This is a genomic window from Streptomyces sp. BHT-5-2 (assembly GCF_019774615.1).
GTDB lineage: Bacteria > Actinomycetota > Actinomycetes > Streptomycetales > Streptomycetaceae > Streptomyces.
Genome location: NZ_CP081497.1, coordinates 445,479 through 465,354 on the forward strand (window position 1 = coordinate 445,479; position 19,876 = coordinate 465,354).

A 19,876-nucleotide genomic window follows, 5' to 3' on the forward strand; every position below is an offset into this window, starting at 1 on the left:
CCGGACGTCGATCAGTTGCCGGAGCTGGTGAGAACGGCGGTGAATGCCGTCTCGCCGTTGTGATGTCCGGTCACGCGCACCGCGGTTGAGCCCTCGGCCTCGGCGGCGACCGGGTGCGCCTCGATCCAGCATGGGCTGTCGAACTCGACGTAGCGGTCGAAGACGGTCTCGACGGCCGATGCCCGGAAGTTCCCTGGTGAAGTCACCAAACGGGCGGCCTGCTGGGCGGCCTCGATCAGGACGAGGCCGGGAACGTGGTCGACGGGGTGGTCGTACAGCGCCGTGTTGCGGAAGTCGTTGCGCAGCAGCCACCGGTCGGCGTGCTCCGTGGGGGCGAGCACCACCTCGACGTCGGCGGTGCAGTCCACCTGAGCCGGCGCGACGGGAGCGGACAGCGGCGGCTGGTCACTCACCGCCTCGGCGTGGTCGCCCCGGAGCCGGCGGTAGACCGCCGGCGGGATCCATTCGAAGCCGGTGGCCGCCGTGCCGATTTGCTGTCCTTCGCAGTGGATGGTCATGGTCATGTGCAGACCGTTGATGGAGCGGCCGCGCGACTTGGTCGGCTCGCAGAGAACTTGAACAATCAGGCTGGCCGGTTTGTTTTTGGCGCGCAAGAAATCCATGTCGAAGGAGAAGTCGAAGGTGCGCAGCAGGATCGCGTGCGCCAGTGGAGCCCCGAACTCCGCGTGTGCGAGCAGCAGTCCGGCCTGCCGCACCATCTGGCCCGCCTGCATGGACTCGCTCCGGAACCCGTGTCCCGGCTCCCCGTTGCCCGGTGCCGGCCATTGGGCCGTCACCCGGTAGTTCATGTCGCCGGAGCGCTGCCAGTCGGTGACCAATACGGAATTGTCGTGCCGGAGATGGACGAAACTGTTGAGCACACGTGCGCTTTGTTCCGCGCTCTGCGGAGCGGGGAGCGGCAAGTCCCCGTGCGGTGCGATAGAACTTTCCTCGTGGTCGAGCCTGAGCAATGGCTTGGACATAGGACCCCCTCGGTTGACTCGAGCAACAGCCCTTCGGCTGGCTGATGATAAGTTACGTACTAACCGGTTTGATTTTCAATGCAGAGGTACACCACCACAGAGCATTTGCTCAAGCGGGGAGGCCAGCCGCATGTGGTAGCGAGGGAGGCTTCGTCATGGCAAGGCAGGCACGGGCGATACAGACGCGCCGGCAGATCCTGGAAGCGGCGGGCCTGGTCTTCGACCAGCTCGGATACGAATCCGCGACCATCACCGAGATCCTCGCGCGGGCGGGCGTGACCAAGGGCGCCCTGTACTTCCACTTCGACTCCAAGGAAGAGCTGGCCCGAGGCGTGCTCGCCGAGGCCGTCACCACCGAGGGCGTCATCCCGCAGGACTCCAAACTTCAGGAGTGCGTGGACCTGGGGCTGGTGCTCGCGCACCGGGTGCCGCGAGAACCCATGCTGAGTGCCGCCATCCGCCTGTCGGCCGACCAGAAGGCCCGCACCATGTTCGGCACCTCCTGGACGGCCTGGGCGACCCTCATGGCGGAGTACCTGGCCCAGGCCAAGGCGCAGGGCGAACTTTTACCGCACGTCGTTCCCGAGCAGACCGCGATGATCATCGTCGCGTCATGGACCGGCGTGGAGATCGTGACCTCCGATCTCGACGACGGGGAGTCCCTCGAAGAACGCATCTCCAGGCTCTACGATCACCTGCTGCCCAGCATCGCCGTGCCGGGTGTGCTGGCCAGGCTGGACACCTCGCCGGACCGCGGCGCCCGGATCTGGCAGGCGCACCAGGAGCTCGGTATGGAAACGGGCGGAAGCGCCGATGCGCGGGTGTGTGTCTGAAGCGGCGCGCTCGGGCCGGCGGTCCGCGGCTCGATCGGCAGGCGCGGACTTCCCCACCCGGCGGGAGCCCGTCGAGAACCGCACTGGTTCCAGTGCCCGGAACCGGGTGGCGGACGGGGCCGAGCGGGGGCCGTACGCCGGGCGGCCGGGCCCGGGGGCTCAGGTGCGGACCGGGCGCCGGGGGACCGGTGAGGAGTACACGACGCTGGTGGACACCTCGCCGAGCGCGCCGATCCGGCCGGACACCTCCTCCAAGTGCTTCATCGACCGCGCCGCGACCTTGATGAACAGGCAGTTCTCGCCCGTGACGTGGTGTGCCTCCAGGATCTCCGGGGTGTCCGCCGCCAGGTCCCGGAAGGGCCGGCCGTCCCCGCCGGAGTGCCGCAGCCGGACGAACGCCAGGACCGGCAGCCCGACCCGCTCCGGGTCGATCACCGCCGCGTAGCCGGAGATCACGCCGGACTCCTCCAGGCGCCGCACCCGCGCGGACACCGCGCTCGGCGACATGTTCACCGCCCGCGCCAGCTCGGCGCGGCCCATCCGCCCGTCGTGCTGCAGGACGTCGAGGATGCGCCGGTCGGCGTCATCAGGGGAGTATCCGGTCATCCCCGCTGTCTAGCAGGGGAGTCACCGGCAGAGCAAGGGTCTCCGGGGCGCCGATCGGCCCGGCGCCGACGGCCGGTCCCGGCCCTCCGGCGTCCGTCCGGCCGGGTCCGCGCGTCCCGCGCCGCTGCGTGGAGCGGCGTCGGGCCCACGGAGCGCCGCGGCCGGCCACCACGGGATCGCGACGGCCGGCCGCGGGAGCGCGGGCGCCCCGGTCAGAGCGCCGAGAGTTCGGTTAGCAGGTCGTCCAGGCCGAGCGAGCCCTGGGACAGGGCCGCCATGTGCCATGCCTTCAGGTCGAAGTCCGCGCCGTGCCGGGCGCGGGCGGCCTCCCGGCCCTGGAGCCAGACGCGCTCGCCGAGCTTGTAGCCGATCGCCTGGCCGGCCATGCCCTGGTAGCGGATGATCTCGCTCTCGACGAAGTCGGCCGGGCGGCTGCTGTGCGCGGCCATGAACGCGTGCGCCAGCTGCGGCGTCCAGCGCTCGCCCGGGTGGAACGGGGAGTCGGCCGGGATCTCCAGCTCCAGGTGCATGCCGATGTCGATGACGACCCGGACCGCCCGCATCATCTGGGCGTCCAGATAGCCCAGCCGCCGCTCCGGCGTGGTCAGGAAGCCCAGCTCGTCCATGAGGCGCTCGGCGTACAGCGCCCAGCCCTCCACGTTGGCGCTGACCATGCCGACCGAGGTCTGGTAGCGCGACAGCCGGTCGGCGACGTGCGCCCACTGCGCGAGCTGGAGGTGATGGCCGGGCACCCCCTCGTGGTACCAGGTGGAGACCAGGTCGTAGGCCGGGAAGCGGGTCTGGCCCATGGTCGGCAGCCAGGTGCGCCCGGGGCGGGAGAAGTCCAGCGAGGGCTGGGTGTAGTACGGGGCGGCGGCGCTTCCGGGCGGGGCGATCCTGGACTCCACCCGGCGGACCCGCTCGGCGAGGTCGAAGTGGGTGCCGTCCAGCGTGTCGATGGCCTCGTCCATCAGCGACTGGAGCCACTGCCGGGTCTCCTCGACGCCCTCGACCGCCTCGCCGTGCTCGTCGCACCAGGCCAGCGCCTCCCACGGGGTCCGGGCGCCGGGCAGCACCTTCTCGGCCTCGGCCTGCATCTCGCCCAGCAGCCGGTGGAACTCCGACCAGCCGTAGGCGTACGCCTCCTCCGGGTCGATGTCGGCGCCGTTGTAGTAGCGGGCGAGCCGGGCGTACCGCTCGCGGCCGACCACGTCCGGCGCGCCCTCGATCGCCGGGGCGTAGACGTCGCGGAACCAGTCGCGCAGCTCCACCAGGGCGCCGTTGGCGGCCTCGGCGGCCGCGTCCAGCTCGGCGCGCAGCGACGCCGGGCCGGCAGCGGCGAACTCGGCGAACCAGCCGCGGTCGGTGCCGATCCACTCGCCCAACTGGCCGATGACGGTGGCCACCTGGAGCGGCCCGCCGGGAAGGCCCTGCTCCAGACCGGCCTGGAGGGCGGCGCGATAGCCGGCCAGCGCGGCCGGCACGGCGCGCAGCCGCCGGGCGATCGCCGCCCAGTCCTCCTCGGTGTCGGCGGGGGTGAGGATGAGCGCCTCGCGTACGTGGTGCAGCGGAGAGCTGAGGTTGCTGACGGTGCGCAGCCCCTCGCCGGCGTCGTGGACGGCGAGTTCGGCGGTGAGCCGTTCGCGCAGCAGCCGCGCGCAGACCTGCTCGGCGGGGCTGTCCGCGCCCGGCCGGGCCTCGGCCTCGGTGAGCCTGTCCAGGGTCGTACGGGCGAGCTGCGCCACCGCTTCCTGGCCCTCGGGCGAGAAGTCGGGGAGCCTGCCGGAGCTCTCGGGGACGCCGAGGAACGTGCCGGTGATCGGGTCCAGTTCGACGAGGGCGTCGACATAGGCGTCGGCGACCTGGCGGGGCAGCGGACCGCCCGCGGGAGTAGTGGTGTTGGACATGCGGGCCATCCTCGTACGGATCGGCCCGCCGCGTCACCATCATTCCGTCGGACGGGCCTGTCGCGGCCGGTACCGCTCTCCTCCCGGCACCGGCCGCACCGGCTCAGCCGCGCCGGGAGCCGTCCCGAAGGCGCAGCTGCGGATCGTCCGCACGACGGGCGGGGAGGCCGCCGGGGCGCGCGGTGATCACCAGCGTGCCCTCCTCGATCTGGTAGTCCAGCGGGAGTCCCAGACCGCGCATCGCCGCCACCATCCCGGTGTTGGACGCTTTGGTGATGGCGTAGATGCTCTCGCAGCCGGTCTCGGCGGCCATCGCGACCAGCCGCCGCAGCAGCTCCGCGCCGATGCCGCGCTGCTGCCAGGCGTCCTCGACCAGCAGTGCCACCTCGGTCTCGTCGCCGTCCCACAGCAGGTGGCCGAGGGCCACCAGCCGCCCGGAGGCGGTCTCCACGGCCAGCGTGCGGCCGAACCGCGGGCTCAGCAGATGTCCGAGATAGCGGTCGGCGTCCCCGACCGGGCCGTGGTAGCGCTGCGCCAGCGTGCCCGTCGAGCAGCGCTCGTGCATGGCCCGGGCGGCGGCCAGATCGCCGGTGTCGGCGCGGCGGACGGTGATCTCGTTGCCCTCCGGCAGCGTGAGCACGTCGCGCCGCGGCGGTATTCGCTGGCCGAGCCGGGCGTCCAGCTCGACCAGCGCCCGCACCCGGGCGAACTCGGTGGGGGTGAACGGCAACTGCGGCCGTTCGATGGTGAGCGAGCCCCCGGAAGGGTCGCGGAACTTCATGGTGTGCTCCTCCAACACGCCCTCTGTGGGCACTTCTTCGGCCTGCGGCTGGCCGGTGAGCGACCGGGCGGGCACCGAGTGGATGGTGCAGCGGCCCAGCAACTGACGCAGCGCCAGCGGGAGTTCGGCGGAATCCAGCGCCGTGCGGGTGGCCAGGCCCAGCATCCGGGTCGGCGCGTCGGCGAGGTCGTGCGCGTCGGCCCGCTCCAGCCAGGCGTCGGTGCCGCCGGCGCCGGCGATCGTGTCGGTCAGCTCCGCGGGCGCCAGGCCGGCCGGGGCGCGCAGCAGGAACTCGTCGACCGTCCCCGCGGACAGCGGGTGGGTCTGCAGGCTGAGGATGTCCACCCGCAGCGCGGCCAGCGCCGTGCACAGGACGGCGAGGCTGCCCGGCTCGTCGCGGACCGTGGTCCGCATCCGCCACAGCGCCGTCCCCGGGGCGCCGGCCTCGGCGGCGGGCCCGGCCGGCGCCGAGGTGGCGCCGGCGGCCGCGGGATCCGTCGGTGGTGGGGCCTTCTCCTGGCGGCGTGCCCACCATCCCCGGAAGCCGGCCCCGGCCAGCAGGGCCAGCGCGGCGACGGACAGCAGCACCCGGCCCGACGGGCCCGGGACCAGGGCGTCGACGGCGGCGTCGGCCACCGCCACGGCCGTGAACAGGGCGGCGAGTACGACGGCGGCCTGGCGCCGGTCGGGGCGCCGGGCGGAACGGACGGAGGTCACTTCAGTCATGCGGACAGCCTTGCCGACAGGTGTTGCCTGGTCGCCAACACCTTGTGTCGGATGGGTAAAAGGCGCATTGGGCACATTGGCCCCTACTGTCCTACCCGTCCCGGTTGCAGCGTTTTGGTGAACAACACCTCGCCTCCCTCCTGACGCAGTCGCACCGTCAACTCCCCGCTTCCCCCGTCGATATCGACCTCGCCGAAATACTGCGGACTCTCCGCCGGGGAGACGTTCGCACGGTCCGGTGCCTTGATGAACGGCTGAGCCGGCCCGAATGTTCCATCGAGCTTCACGGCCGGGAACCCGCCCGCGGACAGCGGCCCGGACACGAACTCCCAGAACGGCTCGAAGTCCTTGAACGCCGCCCGCTCGGGCGCGTAGTGCTGCGCCGAGGTGTAGTGCACGTCCGCCGTCAGCCACAGGGTGCCGGTGATCCGCCGGTGCTTGATGTGCCGCAGCAGCTCGGCGATCTGCAGCTCCCGCCCCAGCGGCGCGCCCGGGTCGCCCTGCGCCACCGCCTCGAAGTCCGCCGGGCCGTCCGTGACGACCAGCCCCAGCGGCATGTCCGCGGCGATCACCTTCCACACCGCCCGCGACCGCGACAGCTCCCGCTTGAGCCAGCGCAGCTGCTCGGCGCCCAGGATGCCCTGCGGGTCCGCGGTCTGCCGGTCGGGGGAGTTGGCGTTGCGGTAACGGCGCATGTCTAGCACGAAGACGTCCAGCAGCGGCCCGTGCCGCAGCACGCGGTACACCCGTCCGCCCCCGCTGCCGGCGTCCCCCGGGCGGGCGGTTCCCCCACCGTCCGGCCGGAGCGTCCGGACCGGGAAGTACTCCCCGAACGCGCGCAGCGCCCGCGCCGAGAGCACGTCGACGTCCTTGACGCGGTACCGGTCGTCGTCCAACAGCTGGCCCGGGTACCAGTTGTTGTGCACCTCGTGGTCGTCCCACTGGATGATCGTCGGCACCTGGGCGTTGAACCGGCGCAGGTTCTCGTCCAGCAGGTTGTAGCGGAACGCACCCCGGAACTCCGCCAGCGTCTCGGCGACCTTGGACTTCTCCTCCGTCGTCACGTTCCGCCAGATCCGGCCGTCGGGCAGCGTCACCCGCTCCGTGATCGGGTTGTCGGCGTAGATGTTGTCGCCGCTGCACAGGAAGAAGTCCGGGTCCCGGCGCTGCATGTCCTCGTAGACGCGGTAGCCGCCTCGTTGGGGGTTGATGCCCCAGCCCTGCCCGGCCAGGTCCCCCGACCACAGGAATCTCACGCTCTCCCGGCGCCCGCCACCGCCCCGGCCGGACTCTCCCCCAGACTCCGTCCGGGGGGACCCCCATCGCGAGGCCCCTGATGCATTGCGCCGCTCGGGCGCGGTGCGGAACGTGCCGGCCGCCGGCTCGCCCGTGTGCTCCGGGTGGTCGGGGTCGGCCAGCAGCACCCGGTAGTGGATCTGCTCCCCGGCCGGCAGTCCGTGCAGCGCGGTCACGCCGGTGAAGTCCGTGCCGGGCCCCAGCAACGGCCCCTGCCACGTACGGGCGTTGCGGAACGACTCGGTGGCCGCGGTCTGCACCACCATCCGGGCCGGCCGGTCGGACCGCACCCACACCAGGCCGGACGACGCGGTCACGTCTCCGGCCTGCACTCCCCAGGAGGCGCGGGGCCGTCCGCCGCGCACCAGTGCCGGCGCGGCCACCGCCGGCGCGGCCCCGGCCACCGCGGGCAGCGCCAGCGCCGCGGACCCCGCCGCCGCGCCCTGAAGGAGCGACCGCCGCCCGAATTCGCCGCCGGAACTCCGCACCATCTCGTACCTCCGTGCTGCACCCGATCTGGTCACGTCCCCGTTCGTATCGCCACCCGGTGCCCTGCGGGCGAACTCCCGGTGAACTCCGACCGCATGACTCCGGATCGGACCAGCGTCGCAGGACCATCGACCGATGGCCAGGCACCGCACCCAACCCCTACGGTCCGATAACGCGCCGCCGCCCGGCGGCCCTACGGAAGGCGACACCCATGCCCGGCCTCGGCACCGCATCCCTCCGCCTCGCCCGCCCGTCCCGCGACCTGGCCGCCGCCGGCCGTTTCTGGCGGGACGGGCTGGGCCTGCGCGAGCTCCACCGCCACACCTCCGAGGCCGGCGAGCACTCCCTCCTGATGCTCGGCCTGCCGGACGCCACCTGGCACCTGGAGCTGACCCTCGACCCCACGGGCGCGCTCCACCCGACACCCACCCCGGACGACCTGCTCGTCCTCTATCTGGCCGGGCCCGTCCCCGACGACCTCGTCGCCCGGCTGGAGCGCTGCGGCGGCACCCGCGTCCCCGCCCACAACCCCTACTGGGACGAGTGGGGCGTCACCGTCGAGGACCCGGACGGCTACCGCCTCGTCCTGTCCACCCGCGACTGGAACAACGCCCGGGCCCTGGCCACCTCTTGAGGCCCTGCGCGCCCGCCCGTACACCGAAGCCTGCGCGGCCCGACCCCGCCGCCCGCCAGGGGAACGCCCGCCCGGCGGCAATCGCGCTGGACAACGCGCGCACCGGCCGCTGGGATGGGACGGTGCCGACCGATCCCGCCGCCGACGCCACCGAAGTCTTCGAAGCCCACCGCCCGTTGCTCCACGGCGTGGCCTACCGCATGCTCGGCCGGGTGGCCGACGCCGAGGACGTCGTCCAGGACGCCTGGCTGCGCTGGTCCGCCGCCGACCGGGCCGAGGTGCGCGAACCGCGCGCCTATCTCGTCCGGGTCACCACCCGGCTGGCCGTCGACCGGCTCCGCCAGGTGCAGTCGCGCCGCGAGTCCTACGTCGGGCCCTGGCTGCCGGAACCGCTCGTCACCGACGTCCTGGCCCCCGGCCGGCCCGCCCCGGACGGCGCGGAGCAGGCGGCGCTCGCCGAGACCGTCACCTTCGCCTTCCTCGTCGTCATGGAGGCGCTCTCCCCGTTGGAGCGCGCGGTGTTCGTGCTGCGCGAGGCGTTCGGCTACCCGTACGCGGAGATCGCCACCGTACTGGAGCGCAGCGAGGCCGCGGTGCGCCAACTGGCCGGGCGGGCCCGCCGCCATGTGGAGGAGGGCCGGCCGCGGTTCGACGTCGACCCGGACCGGCAGCGGGAGTTGACCGTACGGTTCCTGTCCGCCGCCGCCGGCGGCGACCTCGCCGGGCTGCTCGACCTCCTCGCGACGGACGCCCGGCTGGTCGGGGACAGCGGCGGCAAGGCCAAGGCCCCGCTGCGGATCATCGACGCGCCGGACAAGATCGCCCGGTTCCTCATCGGCGTCGTCCGGATCTCCCCGGCGGACCTGGAACTGAGCTTCCTGGAGATCAACGGCGGTATCGCCCTGCTCACCCGCCTCGGCGGCACCCCGGACTCGGTCTTCCAACTCGCCATCCGGGACGGCCGGATCGAGACGGTCTACGTCCTCCGCAACCCCGACAAACTGGCGTCACTGGCCCACTAGGGCGCTTCTGACGGATCTCCGCGGCGTCCACGGAGATCCGTCAGAAGCGCCCTAGCCGGGCGGCGGCCCGCAGGCCGCTCCGTGGGCTCGCCAGCACCGGAACCCCGTCGTCCGCGAAGCGCTCGGCGGCCGGGGCCATGGACGCCTGCGCCAGGACGAGCACGTCGGCCCCGCCGGCCTCCCGCACCCGCCGCACCTCGTCGACGACCGCCGCCAGGCTGCCCTCCTGGTCCCCGGCCGTGAACCGCTCCCAGGCGTCCGGCACGAGCACGGTGCGCACGCGCGCCGTCCGCCCGGCGCGGCGGGCCTCGTCGGCGATCAGCTCCGTGGTGGGCGCCAGGGTGCTCTCCACCGAGGCGAGGACCGCGATCCGGGGGCCGGTGGCGACGGCCTCCGCGGCCATCGGCCGGTCGACCCGCAACACCGGCACGCCCAGCGCCGGTCCGGCCGTCTCGGCCACCGTGCCCAGCGTCGAGCAGGTGCACAGCACCGCCCCGGCCCCGGCGCGCACCAACGCGCCCAGCTCCCCGGCGACCTCCTCCGCGACCGCGTCGGGCCCCGACTCCCTTGCCGCGGCCAGGAGTTCCGGCCGCACCAGATGCCGCAGCGGAAGCCCGGGGGCGTCCGTGTCGCGCAGCGCGTCGAAGACGGGGACATGGACCGGCGAGGTGTGCAGCAGAGCGAGCATCCCAGGAGGGTAGCGCCCGTTCAGGAGCCGGGTGACGGACGGGTGAAGCCTCGGTGAGCGGGCGGAATCGATGGGCGAATTGGTCTTGACCAAGGGTGGGGGCAGTCATATCGTCGGGATACTGCAACAACCTTTAATAAAGAAGCGCTCAATATTCGGTGCGCGTGCGGGCCGGCCGACGGCAGCGGTCCGTGTGCGGACCCGAGGGCGCGGCGACCCGAGCGCGGGCCGTCACATTCGGGGCCCGCACGCGGGCCGTACGTCACCGGGTCCGGATGCGGGCCCGCGGCTTTGGGGGTGGGGACCACGCAGCTCGAAACGGCTCCGGAGCCCAAGTACTGGCATCTGAGGACCGTGCTCAGCGACGCGCTGGACACCGAGTTCGCGGTCGGCGAGGTGCTGCCCAACGAGCGGGAACTGGCGGCCCGTTTCGGCGTCGCCCGGGCCACGCTCCGGCAGGCGCTCGAACAGCTGGAGCTGGAGGGCAGACTCCAGCGTCGCCGCGGTGTCGGCACCACCGTCGCACCGCCGCGGGTAGGCGTCGCCGTCGCCCCCGCCCGGCACACCTGGCCCGGCGCCGTCGGCGACGACTGGCAGCCGGTGGCCGCCGGCGAGTCGGACACGGTGCCGTCGGCGGTGGCCCGTCTGCTGGAGACCGTCCCCGGCGAGGCGGTCCACATCGTGCGCCGCAGCCGGGTCTCGGCGGGCCGGCCGGTCGCCGCCGAGCTGCTCTATGTCCGGGCCGACGCGGTTCCCGGCCCCGCCGTGGCGGCCGTCGCCGACCCGGCCGCCCGGGCCCGCGCCGTGCTGCAGGCCCTCCAGGAGCTCGATCTGGACGGCCAGGAGCGCACCGTCGAGCTGGGCTCGGCCCGCGCCGAGGACGCCAAGCAGCTGGACCGGCTGCCCGGTTCTCCCGTCCTCGTCGTCACCACGCGCTATGTCTCCCAGGGCCGGGCCACCGCCGTCGCGGTCTCCACCTACCGCGCCGACACCTGCCGGCTCACCTTCGGTGAGCGCGAGGCGGAACCCGTGCTCGCCGGCTGACGGGCCTCGCTGTATGTGCGGTGCCGCCCTGCGCGGTTCCGCACGGCGTCGCCCCTGTTCTTCCGCGCTTCGCGGTGCGGGGCCCGGTACCGGGGCGCGCGGTTCAGTGCCGTCGCCCCGTCACCGTCCCTTCCACGGCGAAGAGTTCGCCCTCCACGTGGTCCAGCGCCAGCCGTAGCGCCCCGGTGGCGATCGCGGCCGGTCCCAGCCGCGACAGCACGACCTCCGGCGGGCGCAGGCAGTAGCGCGCCAACTCCCGGCGCAGCGGCCCGAGAACGCCCGCCAGCCCCGATGCCCAGCCGCCGATCACCACCAGCTCCGGATCCAGGGCCAGCACCAGCGCCGCAACATCGTGCACCAGCCGTCGGAGGAAGCGGTCCACTGCCTCCCGCGCCTGCCCGTCCCCGTCCCGGGCCGCCGCGAACACCGCCGCCACCTGCGCCTCGTCCAGCGGGTGCAGTGGCTCCCCGGTCGTGGACAGCAGCGTCTCCGGCGTGGCCTCCCGGCCCAGCAGGTGCAGCGCGCCGATCTCCCCGGCCGCGCCGCCGAAGCCGCGGTGCAGTCGCCCGCCGATCAGCGATCCGGCCCCGGGACTCAGTCCGGCCAGCACGAACACCACGTCGTCGGAGTCGGTGGCCGCGCCCTGCCAGTGCTCGGCCACCGCCGCCGCGTTGGCGTCGTTCTCCACCAGGACCGGGCAGCGGAACGAGCGCCGCAGCCGCTCGCCGAGCGGCAGTCCCGTCCAGCCGGGGAGCGCGGTGCCCAGCCGGACGGTGCCGTCCGCCTCCATGATGCCCGGGCCGGCCACTCCGACCGCCCGCAGCGAACTGCGGGCCACGCCCGCGTGCCGCAGCAGGTCGGCCACCATGGTCCGCACCCGCTCCAGCCGCTCCTCGGCCGGCGCGGTCTCCGCCACCGCGCGCTGTGCCGACTCCCGCACCCGCCCACTGAGGTCGGACAGCAGTGCCGCGACGCGGTGCGGTCCGATCTCGATGCCCAGCAGATGACCGGCCTCGGTGCGGAAGCGGAACCGGCGGGCCGGACGGCCCTGCCGCCGCGCCTCGCCCTCCTCGGCGGGCACCTCGGCCACCAGTCCGGTCTCGACGAGCCCCTCGATCACGCCCTCGACCGTCGGCCGGGACAGTCCGGTCACCTGGACGAGGTCGGTGAGCGTGGGGGAGTCCGCGGCGCGCAGCGCGTGCAGCACCACCGCGGAGTTGATCCGTCGCAGCAGGGAGGGGTCCCCGCCGGTGAGCCGACCCAACGTCCGTCTCCTCGCCTCGCGTGTCTGGCGGATCGTAGCCGGTCAGCGGGTGTGCGGCGAGCCCTGAGAGCCCCGTGGGCGCCGGATGCCGGGCGGTCCGCGGGGGCCGAAGCGGAACGCGCACGGCCAATTGTCGGACCCCAGCGGTTTACTGACGGTATGACGACAGAACCGACCCGTGATCCGCGGCCCGATCCGTCCGGCGGGCCGCCCGCCGTCCTTGCCGCCCGGCTCGATGCCTTACGCGTCCGCCCCTTCCCGGAGCGGACGGAGCACACCGCGGCCGGCACGAGCGGACCGGGCTTCCATGTGGCGCGCCTGTGGGCGACCGGCCCGCTGTGGGACGCGGACCCGGCGGACGCCGCGGCCGCCCGCGAGAGCTGCGTCGAGGAACTCGCCGCACTGGTCGCGGTGGTGTCTTTACGCCGTGGCGACCCCGTGGTCCACGAGCTCGCCGAAGCCCTGGAGCGGAGCGCCATGGGCCTGCCCGTCCCACCGCCGCTGGCGCTGCTCGCCGGGCTGGTGCCGCGGCTGTACGCCTGGCCGGACGGCCGCCGCTGGTTCGCGGTCGGCGCGGGCCGGGCCGGAGACGGCCAGCCGCACCAGATACTGGCCGCCATGGCGGACGGGCCGCTGCCGGGGAGCGGATGACCATGCGGCCGGTGCACGCCCGCCGCGGGTCAGGAGTCGGCGAACGCCGCGGTGCGCAGCCGGCCGTACTCCTCCGCCATGGTCGCCAGCGTCCAATGGGCGTTCAAGCCACTGGGGTTGGGCAGCGCCCAGACGCGGGTGGCACCCAGGGTGCGCTCCTGCGGGCCGATCGCGGCGCGCTTGTCGTCGAACGCGACGCGGTAGGCCGTCACGCCGGCGACCGCGAGCCAGTGCGGCCGGAACCGGGCCACCTTCTCGGCCAGCAGCCGGCCGCCCTCGCGGTACTCCTCCGCGGTCAGCTCGTCGGCCCGCGCGGTCGGCCGGGCCACGACGTTGGTGATGCCCAGCCCGTGGTCGAGCAGTTCGCCCTGCTCGGCGGGGCGGAACAGCCGGGGCGTGAAGCCGGCCGCGTGCAGGACGGGCCAGAAGCGGTTGCCGGGGCGGGCGAAGTGGTGCCCGGTGACCGCCGTCATCAGTCCGGGGTTGATGCCGCAGAAGAGCACCCGCAGCCCGCCCGCCACGACGTCGGGGACGACGCGGTCGCGGGCGGCCTCCAGTTCCTCAGGGGTGAAGCGCATGTCGGCTCCGGGTCAGAGGATCGCGCCGGGGGTGTAGGCGGCGGCCTCGGGGTGCTGCTCGGCGATCTTCTCGATCCGGGCGACGACGGTGGCCACCTGGTCGGCGGCCGCGCCGGTGAAGGACAGCTTGTCCGCCATCAGCTCCGCCAGCTGCGCCTTGTCCAGCGGGATCCGGCTGTCCGCGGCCAGCTTGTCCAGCAGCTCGTTGCGCTCGGCGCCCTGCTCGCGCATGGCCAGCGCCGAGGCCACCGCGTTCTCCTTGATCGCCTCGTGTGCCTCCTCGCGGCCCACCCCGGCCCGCACCGCGCCCATCAGGACCTTGGTCGTGGCGAGGAAGGGCAGATAGCGGTCGAGTTCGCGGGCGACCACGGCCGGGAAGGCGCCGAACTCGTCGAGCACCGTCAGGAAGGTCTCCAGCAGGCCGTCCAGCGCGAAGAACGCGTCCGGCAGCGCGACCCGGCGGACCACGGAGCAGGAGACGTCGCCCTCGTTCCACTGGTCGCCGGCCAGCTCGCCGGTCATCGAGGCGTAGCCGCGCAGGATCACCATCAGGCCGTTGACGCGCTCGCAGGAGCGGGTGTTCATCTTGTGCGGCATCGCCGAGGAGCCGACCTGGCCGGGCTTGAAGCCCTCGGTGACGAGTTCGTGCCCGGCCATCAGCCGGATCGTCTTCGCCAGCGAGGACGGCGCGGCGGCCAGCTGCACCAGCGAGGTCACCACCTCGTAGTCCAGCGACCGCGGGTAGACCTGGCCGACGGAGGTGAACGCCTGCCCGAAGCCGAGGTGCGCGGCGATCCGCTGCTCCAGCTCGGCGAGCTTGGCGGCGTCCCCGCCGAGCAGGTCGAGCATGTCCTGGGCGGTGCCGACCGGGCCCTTGATGCCGCGCAGCGGGTAGCGGGAGAGGAGCTCCTCGACCCGCGCGAAGGCGACCAGCAGCTCGTCGGCGGCGGTCGCGAAGCGCTTGCCCAGGGTCGTGGCCTGCGCGGCGACGTTGTGCGAGCGGCCGGCCATGACCAGCTCGGAGTGCTGGGCGGCCAGCGAGCCCAGGCGGGCCAGCACCGCGACCGTGCGGTCCCGCACCAGCTCCAGCGACAGCCGCACCTGGAGCTGCTCGACGTTCTCGGTCAGATCGCGGGAGGTCATCCCCTTGTGGATCTGCTCGTGCCCGGCCAGGGCGTTGAACTCCTCGATCCGGGCCTTGACGTCGTGCCGGGTGATCTTCTCCCGCTCGGCGATCGAGGCCAGGTCCACGGTCTCCAGGACCCGCTCGTAGTCGGCGAGCGCCTGCTCGGGGACGGCCACCCCCAGGTCCTTCTGGGCGCGCAGCACCGCGAGCCACAGCTTCCGCTCCAGCTTGACCTTGTACTCGGGGGACCACAGCACGGCCAGCTCCGTGGAGGCGTAGCGGCCGGCCAGGACATTGGGGATGCGAGGCTTCGCAGACACAGCAGTCACGTGGTCAGAGTCTACTGGGCGTTTGTGCAGGCCAGCGCCCCGGTCCCGGCTGTACGTTCCTACAGGCGCCGCGCCCCGGTGCGGGCCCCCACCGTACCGTTCGGTCACCGCGCCCTGCCCGGGGCGGCCCGTGCCGTCACTTCTCGTCGTCCTCCGCCCGGCGCTCGCCCTCCGCCTGGGAGGGCTGGGTGCGCATCGTCGCGGGGTGCCGGACCTCCTTCGGGTCCAGGTCCTCCTCCAGGCGCTCGCCCTCGGCCTGGGAGGGGGTGGTGTACTCGTCGTACTGACTCATGGCCGCCTCCGTGCAGTCGGAACGTATCCGGACAAAACGAGCGTAACGCCTGGTCCGGCCCGCGGCCCGGGTCGATCCCGCGTACGGGGGCGCAGCCCTCGGGCCCGCCCGTCGTGCGCTCGGGCCGCGACGCCCCGACGGCGCGCACGGCACGGTGTCGGGGCGTCGCGACGGGCATGCCGCCTGCTGGGTCAGGCGCCGACGTAGGCCGCGAGGTGCTCGCCCGTGACGGTGGCGCGGGTGGCGACGAGGTCGGCGGGGGTGCCCTCGAAGACGATCCGGCCGCCGTCGTGGCCGGCGCCGGGACCGAGGTCGATGATCCAGTCGGCGTGTGCCATCACCGCTTGGTGGTGCTCCACGACGATCACCGACTTGCCGGAGTCGACGAGCCGGTCGAGCAGGCCCAGCAGCTGTTCGACGTCGGCGAGGTGCAGCCCGGCGGTCGGCTCGTCCAGGACGTACACGTGATCGAGGCGGGAGGAACGCGAGCCTGCTCGTGTTCCCGAGCCGACGCCGCCCTTCTCGGCCATGTGCGTGGCCAGCTTCAGCCGCTGCCGTTCGCCGCCGGAGAGCGTGGTGAGCGGCTGGCCCAGGGTGAGGTAGCCCAGCCCGACGTCGGCGAGCCGCCGCAGGATCTTGTGGGCGGCCGGCGTGCGCGCCTCGCCCTCGGCGAAGAACGCCTCGGCCTCGGCCACCGGCAGCGCCAGCACCTCGCTGATGTCGCGGCCGCCGAGGCGGTACTCCAGCACCGACGCGTCGAACCGCTTCCCCTCGCAGTCCTCGCAGGTGGTGGAGACCCCGGCCATCATCCCCAGGTCGGTGTAGATGACGCCGGCGCCGTTGCAAGTGGGGCAGGCGCCCTCGGAGTTGGCGCTGAACAGCGCCGGCTTGACGCCGTTGGCCTTGGCGAACGCCTTGCGGATCGGGTCGAGCAGCCCGGTGTACGTCGCCGGGTTGCTCCGCCGCGAGCCGCGGATAGGGCTCTGGTCGACCGAGACGACGCCCGACTCGGCGGGGACCGACCCGTGGACGAGCGAGCTCTTGCCGGAGCCGGCGACGCCGGTGATCACCGTGAGCACGCCGAGCGGGATGTCCACGTCGACGTCCCGGAGGTTGTTGGCACAGGCGCCGCGGATCTCCAGGGCGCCGTTCGACTCGCGCACCGCGGCCTTGAGCGAGGCACGGTCGTCGAGATGGCGCCCGGTGACGGTGCCGCTTCCGCGCAGCCCGTCGACGGTGCCCTCGAAGCAGACGGTGCCACCGGCCGTGCCGGCGCCGGGACCGAGGTCGACGACATGGTCGGCGATCTCGATGACCTCCGGCTTGTGCTCCACGACCAGCACCGTGTTGCCCTTGTCGCGCAGCCGGCGCAGCAGGCCGTTCATCCGCTGGATGTCGTGCGGGTGCAGGCCCGCGGTCGGCTCGTCGAAGACGTAGGTGACGTCGGTGAGCGAGGAGCCGAGGTGGCGGATCATCTTCACGCGCTGCGCCTCGCCGCCGGAGAGGGTGCCTGCGGGCCGGTCGAGCGAGAGGTAGCCCAGGCCGATCTCCACGAACGAGTCGAGGGTGTGCTGCAACGCGCCGAGCAGCGGTGCCACCGACGGCTGGGCGAGCCCGCGCACCCAGTCGGCCAGGTCCCGGATCTCCATCCGGCAGGCGTCGGCGATGGAGAGCTTCTCGATCTTCGCGGCGCGGGCGTGCTCGGCGAGCCGGGTGCCGTCGCAGTCGGGGCAGGCGGCGAAGGCGACCGCACGCTCCACGAACGCCCGGACGTGCGGCTGCATCGCCTCCTTGTCCTTCGACAGCATCGACTTCCGGATCCGCGGGATCAGACCCTCGTAGGTCATGTTGATGCCCGCGATCTTCATCCGGGTCGGCTCGCGGTGCAGCAGGTCGTGCAGTTCCCGTTCGGTGAACCTGCGGATCGGCTTGTCGGGGTCGAAGAAGCCCGACTCCGCGTAGAGCCGGGAGTTCCAGCCGCCGCCGGTGTAGCCGGGGATGGTGAACGCGCCCTCGTTGATCGACTTGCTGTCGTCGTAGAGCTGGGCCGGATCGAGGTCGGAGACCGCGCCGCGGCCCTCGCAGCGCGGACACATGCCGCCGACCCTGTTGAAGGTGACCTTCTCCGCCTTCTTGGCGCCGCGCTCCACCTTGATCGCGCCGGACGCGGAGACCGAGGGCACGTTGAACGCGAAGGCGCCGGGCGGGCCGACGTAGGGCTTGCCGAGCCGGCTGAAGAGGATCCGCAGCATCGCGTTGGCGTCGGTGGCGGTGCCCACGGTGGAGCGCGGGTCGGCGCCCATCCGCTGCTGGTCGACGGATATCACGGTGGTCAGCCCGTCGAGGACGTCGACCTCGGGCCGCGCCAGGGTGGGCATGAAGCCCTGGACGAAGGCGCTGTAGGTCTCGTTGATCAGCCGCTGGGACTCGGCCGCGACGGTGTCGAACACCAGCGAGCTCTTGCCGGAACCCGAGACGCCGGTGAACACCGTCAGCCGCCGCTTGGGGAGTTCGATGCTGACGTCCTTGAGGTTGTTCTCCCGCGCGCCGTGGACGCGGATCCGGTCGTGGCCGTCGGCGGCGTGCTGCGCGGGCAGGTCCGGCCTCGGGGCGCTGCTCATGGTGTCTCCCTCTGCGAGGCGGGGCCGCCTGCGCGGATCGCTGTGTCGTGCGGAATCGCTGTGTCGTGGTGAGTACGGCGTGCGGGGCGTGGGGATGGAGGGGGCGAAGGGGATGCCGGGACGGCCGCCCAGGACGCCGGGGCGGCGGCCGCCGGGCGGCTCAGCGGATCTCGTTGATGCGGATCAGGTTGCCCGCGGGGTCACGGAACGCGCAGTCGCGCACCCCGTACGGCTGCTCGGTCGGTTCCTGGACGACCTCGGCGTCGCCGGCCTGCAGCCGCTCGAAGGTCCCGTCGAGGTCCTTGGTCGCCAGGACGATGATGCCGTAGGTGCCCTTGGCCATCATCTCCGTGATGGTGCGGCGCTCGTCGTCGGTGACGCCGGGGTCGGCGGCCGGCGGGTGCAGCACGATGGCGGTGTCGGGCTGGCCGGCGGGGCCGACGGTGATCCAGCGCATGGTGCCGCCGCCGACGTCCTGGCGGACCTCGAAGCCGAGGGTGTCGCGGTAGAAGGCGAGGGACGCCTCGGGGTCGTCGTGCGGGAGGAAACTGGCGTGAATGGTGATGTCCATGGCGCTCAGGCTAGGTCCGGCCGTCGCCCCGCGCTTCTCGATTCCTGATCGGTCTGGTGACCTGCTTCGCCACGCACGGCGGCGGCTCCTGCGCGGTGGTCGCCGCCTCGCGCCGGTAGGCGCCGGGCGGCACCCCGACGAGTTCGGTGAAGCGGGTGCTGAACGTGCCCAGCGACGCGCAGCCGACCGCGAAACAGACCTCGGTGACGCTGAGGTCGCCGCGGCGCAGCAGTGCCATCGCGCGCTCGATGCGCCGCGTCATGAGGTAGGAGTACGGCGACTCCCCGTAGGCGATCCGGAACTGGCGGCTGAGGTGCCCGGCGGACATGTTCACGCCGCGGGCGAGCGCCTCGACGTCCAGTGGCTGCGCGTACTCCCGGTCGATCCGGTCGCGGACGCGGCGCAGCAGCGCGAGGTCGCGCAGGCGCTGGGACGCGGTGGGTCTGCTGGTCACGTTCGTGATCGTGCCACGCCGCGGCGGGGTTTCCCAGGCGGTGCCGGGCGGACGGCCGGGCCGTCCCCGCTCAGGACGCCGCCACCCGCCGCCAGCCCGTCACCGGGCCCGGGTCCGTGTGGTCCGCGGGCGCTATCCAGAAGGCCCGGCCCTGCTCGGCGTCGAACTGGGCGCCCGCGCGGCCGTCGCCCGAGGAGCGGCCGGTGAGCCGGCGGCCGATCCACGGCACCAGGTGCTCGCGGGCGAACCGCAGATCGGCGGTGCGGCGGGCCGTCCAGCGGGGCGGGGCCGCGGGCGGCAGCGGCGCCTCCCAGTCCGCGGCGGCGGGCAGCCCCAGGGCCTGCCAGACGGCCTCGGCGACCCGGCGGTGCCCCTCGGCGTTGAGGTGCAGCCGGTCCTCGGCCCACATCCGCGGATCGGCCAGTGCCTCGGATCCGAAGAGGTCCACGACCAGGGCGCCGTGCCGGGCGGCCAGCTCGTCGATCCGTGCGAAGAGCTGCTCCATGCGCGGACGGAAGCGCTCCAGGACCGGCCCGCGGCGCCCCGGGCTGCGCATCAGCACCAGCTGCCCGCCGCCGCGCGCCAGCAGGTCCGCGCAGTCCGCGAGCCGCGCGCACACCCGGTCCACGTCGCACTTGGGGCGCAGCACGTCGTTCAGTCCGCCGACGAGCGTCACCAGGTCCGCGCCCATCGAGGCGGCCGGGCCGCACTGCTCGTCGGCGATCTGGTCGACGAGCTTGCCGCGCACGGCGAGGTTGGCGTACCGGAAGCCGGGTGAGGGGGTCCCGTCGCCCGCCGGCCGGGAGAGGCCGGCGAGCCGGGCGGCGAGCAGGTCCGCCCAGCCCCGGTAGGAGCCGTCCGGGAGGGCGTCCGACATGCCCTCGGTGAAGCTGTCGCCCACCGCGACAAAACTCGTGTATGGCGCATTGGTCTCCATGGCGCGGTGATCCTATCCCGCGGTGTACGGTCGACAGCGGCCGG

General features: G+C 73.4%; 19 protein-coding genes. 5 read left to right on the top strand and 14 right to left on the bottom strand.

Annotated elements, in window-relative coordinates; all coding sequences use genetic code 11:
* Positions 1–11: 11 nt before the first annotated feature.
* Positions 12–983, bottom strand: coding sequence for a ScbA/BarX family gamma-butyrolactone biosynthesis protein (locus K2224_RS29910; RefSeq protein ID WP_221910320.1), 972 nt, complete (start codon positions 981–983; stop codon positions 12–14).
* A gap of 155 nt (positions 984–1,138) precedes the next feature.
* On the opposite strand from K2224_RS29910, the gene K2224_RS29915 reads away from it, so the two are divergent.
* Positions 1,139–1,816 (top strand): ScbR family autoregulator-binding transcription factor, encoded by a 678-nt coding sequence (locus K2224_RS29915; protein WP_221910321.1) that lies wholly within the window; start codon positions 1,139–1,141, stop codon positions 1,814–1,816.
* A gap of 159 nt (positions 1,817–1,975) precedes the next feature.
* Here K2224_RS29915 and K2224_RS29920 read toward each other — a convergent pair whose 3' ends face one another.
* The 4 genes from K2224_RS29920 to K2224_RS29935 all read right to left on the bottom strand — a co-directional run bounded on the left by K2224_RS29920 (position 1,976) and on the right by K2224_RS29935 (position 7,623).
* Positions 1,976–2,422 (bottom strand): Lrp/AsnC family transcriptional regulator, encoded by a 447-nt coding sequence (locus tag K2224_RS29920; RefSeq protein WP_221910322.1) that lies wholly within the window; start codon positions 2,420–2,422, stop codon positions 1,976–1,978.
* A 212-nt stretch (positions 2,423–2,634) separates the two neighbouring features.
* Positions 2,635–4,329, bottom strand: a complete 1,695-nt coding sequence (locus tag K2224_RS29925; RefSeq protein ID WP_221910323.1) for a DUF885 domain-containing protein — start codon at positions 4,327–4,329, stop codon at positions 2,635–2,637.
* A gap of 103 nt (positions 4,330–4,432) precedes the next feature.
* On the bottom strand, positions 4,433–5,836 hold the full coding sequence (locus K2224_RS29930) for a GNAT family N-acetyltransferase (protein WP_221910324.1): 1,404 nt from the start codon (positions 5,834–5,836) through the stop codon (positions 4,433–4,435).
* Between the two features lie 83 nt (positions 5,837–5,919).
* Positions 5,920–7,623 carry an alkaline phosphatase gene (locus K2224_RS29935; protein ID WP_221910325.1) on the bottom strand — a complete coding sequence of 568 codons (1,704 nt, stop codon included), beginning with the start codon at positions 7,621–7,623 and terminating at the stop codon, positions 5,920–5,922.
* Positions 7,624–7,832: 209 nt separating this feature from the next.
* Between K2224_RS29935 and K2224_RS29940 the strand changes: the two genes are divergently transcribed.
* Positions 7,833–8,255, top strand: coding sequence for a VOC family protein (locus tag K2224_RS29940; RefSeq protein ID WP_221910326.1), 423 nt, complete (start codon positions 7,833–7,835; stop codon positions 8,253–8,255).
* Between the two features lie 122 nt (positions 8,256–8,377).
* Complete coding sequence (locus K2224_RS29945; protein ID WP_221910327.1) at positions 8,378–9,277, top strand: RNA polymerase sigma-70 factor; 900 nt, start codon at positions 8,378–8,380, stop codon at positions 9,275–9,277.
* A gap of 40 nt (positions 9,278–9,317) precedes the next feature.
* Here K2224_RS29945 and K2224_RS29950 read toward each other — a convergent pair whose 3' ends face one another.
* Positions 9,318–9,965: an aspartate/glutamate racemase family protein gene (locus K2224_RS29950; protein WP_221910328.1), complete on the bottom strand. Its 648-nt coding sequence runs from the start codon at positions 9,963–9,965 to the stop codon at positions 9,318–9,320.
* Positions 9,966–10,262: 297 nt separating this feature from the next.
* On the opposite strand from K2224_RS29950, the gene K2224_RS29955 reads away from it, so the two are divergent.
* A complete protein-coding gene (locus tag K2224_RS29955; RefSeq protein ID WP_221910329.1) occupies positions 10,263–11,009 on the top strand; it encodes a GntR family transcriptional regulator in 747 nt (248 codons plus the stop codon).
* A 103-nt stretch (positions 11,010–11,112) separates the two neighbouring features.
* On the opposite strand, the gene K2224_RS29960 is transcribed toward K2224_RS29955, so the two are convergent.
* A complete protein-coding gene (locus K2224_RS29960) occupies positions 11,113–12,273 on the bottom strand; it encodes an ROK family transcriptional regulator (RefSeq protein ID WP_221910330.1) in 1,161 nt (386 codons plus the stop codon).
* A 159-nt stretch (positions 12,274–12,432) separates the two neighbouring features.
* On the opposite strand from K2224_RS29960, the gene K2224_RS29965 reads away from it, so the two are divergent.
* On the top strand, positions 12,433–12,924 hold the full coding sequence (locus tag K2224_RS29965) for a hypothetical protein (RefSeq protein ID WP_221910331.1): 492 nt from the start codon (positions 12,433–12,435) through the stop codon (positions 12,922–12,924).
* Between the two features lie 29 nt (positions 12,925–12,953).
* Here K2224_RS29965 and mug read toward each other — a convergent pair whose 3' ends face one another.
* The 7 genes from mug to K2224_RS30000 form a co-directional block, all read right to left on the bottom strand.
* Complete coding sequence (gene mug, locus K2224_RS29970) at positions 12,954–13,502, bottom strand: G/U mismatch-specific DNA glycosylase (protein ID WP_221910332.1); 549 nt, start codon at positions 13,500–13,502, stop codon at positions 12,954–12,956.
* Between the two features lie 12 nt (positions 13,503–13,514).
* Positions 13,515–14,948 carry an adenylosuccinate lyase gene (gene purB, locus K2224_RS29975; protein ID WP_221912032.1) on the bottom strand — a complete coding sequence of 478 codons (1,434 nt, stop codon included), beginning with the start codon at positions 14,946–14,948 and terminating at the stop codon, positions 13,515–13,517.
* Between the two features lie 145 nt (positions 14,949–15,093).
* The gene (locus tag K2224_RS29980; RefSeq protein ID WP_221910333.1) at positions 15,094–15,249 is read right to left on the bottom strand and encodes a hypothetical protein; all 156 of its coding nucleotides are present in this window, start codon (positions 15,247–15,249) and stop codon (positions 15,094–15,096) included.
* A 191-nt stretch (positions 15,250–15,440) separates the two neighbouring features.
* Complete coding sequence (locus K2224_RS29985; RefSeq protein ID WP_221910334.1) at positions 15,441–17,870, bottom strand: excinuclease ABC subunit UvrA; 2,430 nt, start codon at positions 17,868–17,870, stop codon at positions 15,441–15,443.
* 160 nt (positions 17,871–18,030) lie between these two features.
* Positions 18,031–18,441 carry a VOC family protein gene (locus K2224_RS29990; protein ID WP_018543332.1) on the bottom strand — a complete coding sequence of 137 codons (411 nt, stop codon included), beginning with the start codon at positions 18,439–18,441 and terminating at the stop codon, positions 18,031–18,033.
* Between the two features lie 10 nt (positions 18,442–18,451).
* Positions 18,452–18,895: a helix-turn-helix transcriptional regulator gene (locus K2224_RS29995; RefSeq protein WP_221910335.1), complete on the bottom strand. Its 444-nt coding sequence runs from the start codon at positions 18,893–18,895 to the stop codon at positions 18,452–18,454.
* 70 nt (positions 18,896–18,965) lie between these two features.
* Complete coding sequence (locus tag K2224_RS30000) at positions 18,966–19,832, bottom strand: SGNH/GDSL hydrolase family protein (RefSeq protein ID WP_221910336.1); 867 nt, start codon at positions 19,830–19,832, stop codon at positions 18,966–18,968.
* Positions 19,833–19,876 lie beyond the last annotated feature (44 nt).

Coding starts and splice junctions, on each gene's coding strand:
- K2224_RS29910 (WP_221910320.1), bottom strand. CDS start 983: ATGTCCAAGCCATTGCTCAGGCTCGACCACGAGGAAAGTTCTATCGCA.
- K2224_RS29915 (WP_221910321.1), top strand. CDS start 1,139: ATGGCAAGGCAGGCACGGGCGATACAGACGCGCCGGCAGATCCTGGAA.
- K2224_RS29920 (WP_221910322.1), bottom strand. CDS start 2,422: ATGACCGGATACTCCCCTGATGACGCCGACCGGCGCATCCTCGACGTC.
- K2224_RS29925 (WP_221910323.1), bottom strand. CDS start 4,329: ATGTCCAACACCACTACTCCCGCGGGCGGTCCGCTGCCCCGCCAGGTC.
- K2224_RS29930 (WP_221910324.1), bottom strand. CDS start 5,836: ATGACTGAAGTGACCTCCGTCCGTTCCGCCCGGCGCCCCGACCGGCGC.
- K2224_RS29935 (WP_221910325.1), bottom strand. CDS start 7,623: ATGGTGCGGAGTTCCGGCGGCGAATTCGGGCGGCGGTCGCTCCTTCAG.
- K2224_RS29940 (WP_221910326.1), top strand. CDS start 7,833: ATGCCCGGCCTCGGCACCGCATCCCTCCGCCTCGCCCGCCCGTCCCGC.
- K2224_RS29950 (WP_221910328.1), bottom strand. CDS start 9,965: ATGCTCGCTCTGCTGCACACCTCGCCGGTCCATGTCCCCGTCTTCGAC.
- K2224_RS29965 (WP_221910331.1), top strand. CDS start 12,433: ATGACGACAGAACCGACCCGTGATCCGCGGCCCGATCCGTCCGGCGGG.
- mug (WP_221910332.1), bottom strand. CDS start 13,502: ATGCGCTTCACCCCTGAGGAACTGGAGGCCGCCCGCGACCGCGTCGTC.
- K2224_RS29980 (WP_221910333.1), bottom strand. CDS start 15,249: ATGAGTCAGTACGACGAGTACACCACCCCCTCCCAGGCCGAGGGCGAG.
- K2224_RS29985 (WP_221910334.1), bottom strand. CDS start 17,870: ATGAGCAGCGCCCCGAGGCCGGACCTGCCCGCGCAGCACGCCGCCGAC.
- K2224_RS29990 (WP_018543332.1), bottom strand. CDS start 18,441: ATGGACATCACCATTCACGCCAGTTTCCTCCCGCACGACGACCCCGAG.
- K2224_RS30000 (WP_221910336.1), bottom strand. CDS start 19,832: ATGGAGACCAATGCGCCATACACGAGTTTTGTCGCGGTGGGCGACAGC.